Genomic DNA, 1,036 nt, shown 5'->3' with positions numbered 1-1,036 from the left:
CAGTTGGCTCGACGTTCCAGCCCCGACAGGGGCCGAAACGGCAGGGCCAGGCCCCTACGCGCCGGGCGATATCAAAGTTCCCCCGGGTTCCGTCGCGGGCAACGTAACCGTGTTCGCCGTCAAGGTGGATGCGCCGTTGGCCAACATGGGTTTTAGCTGGTACGTGTGCCATATCAGAAACGCTTGCCACGGCAGCACCGACGCCGAAACCTACAATTCGCCTGTGCCAGTCGGTCAGTGGGTCGACCTTCGATTCTGACTGACCTCTCTGCCGTGCCCATAGCCGGGCGTAAAAGACGTATGAAACTGGTCGGGCTGAAAGGGGTGCACCGCCGCTGGTGGCGCCGGCCCCGGCCGGCAGCGGCGTTGTGGCCGGACCTGTTCAACCGTTCAGTTTCGTGCAGAGGGCCCGGACCGGCTGTGGGTCACCGACATCACCCGGCACCGCACCGCTGGAATCCAAGCCGGTGAGGGCTGGGTCTACGCCGCGGTCGTCCTCGATGTCTTCTCCCGCCGGGTGGTGGGTTGGTCCATCGCCGATCAGCACAGTCCAGAATCAACCTCAAAATATATAATCCGCACTATGGCGTTGAGTATCAAAGACCCCGAGGCTGATCGGTTGGCCAGGGAACTGGCGGCTCGCACGGGGGAAACCCTGACCGAGGCGATTGTGGTCGCACTCAGGGAGCGGCTGGCCCGCGAGGCGGGGCGAACCAGGACGATCCCGCTCGGTGAGGAACTGGCCAGGATCCGCCGTCGATGCGCGGCCCTGCCGGTAGTGGACACCCGAGCCGGCGACGAGGTCATCGGCTACGACGATCACGGGTTGCCGACCTGATGGTGCTCGACACCTCGGCGCTGGTCGCGATGCTCAACGACGAACCGGAGGCGCCAGGGCTCGAAGCTGCCGTGGCGGCCGCCCCGGTCCGGTTGATGTCGACTGCGTCATACCTCGAGGCCGCCATCGTCATCGAAGCGCGTTTCGGTGAGCCTGGTGGACGCGAACTGGACCTGTGGCTGCATCGGGCCGGCGTTG

The 1,036-nt window shown here is 65.3% G+C and carries 3 protein-coding genes and 1 pseudogene; all 4 read left to right on the top strand.

The features are described 5' to 3' along the window. Positions 1 to 259, top strand: a 259-nt coding sequence (locus tag ADBZ5U_RS16550) for a hypothetical protein (RefSeq protein ID WP_526811994.1), incomplete at its 5' end; no start/stop codon positions are given. Between the two features lie 156 nt (positions 260 to 415). Further along, positions 416 to 550 (top strand): annotated as a pseudogene (locus ADBZ5U_RS16545) (DDE-type integrase/transposase/recombinase); the annotation flags it as partial. 33 nt (positions 551 to 583) lie between these two features. Next, a complete protein-coding gene (locus ADBZ5U_RS16540) occupies positions 584 to 838 on the top strand; it encodes a type II toxin-antitoxin system VapB family antitoxin (protein WP_526811993.1) in 255 nt (84 codons plus the stop codon). Continuing rightward, a partial coding sequence (locus ADBZ5U_RS16535) for a PIN domain-containing protein (protein WP_526811992.1) occupies positions 838 to 1,036 on the top strand: 199 nt, incomplete at its 3' end. The genes ADBZ5U_RS16540 and ADBZ5U_RS16535, both read left to right, overlap by 1 nt.

This window comes from Mycobacterium sp. (assembly GCF_040398885.1).
GTDB lineage: Bacteria > Actinomycetota > Actinomycetes > Mycobacteriales > Mycobacteriaceae > Mycobacterium.
This window is presented reverse-complemented; position numbering and strand designations above follow the sequence as displayed.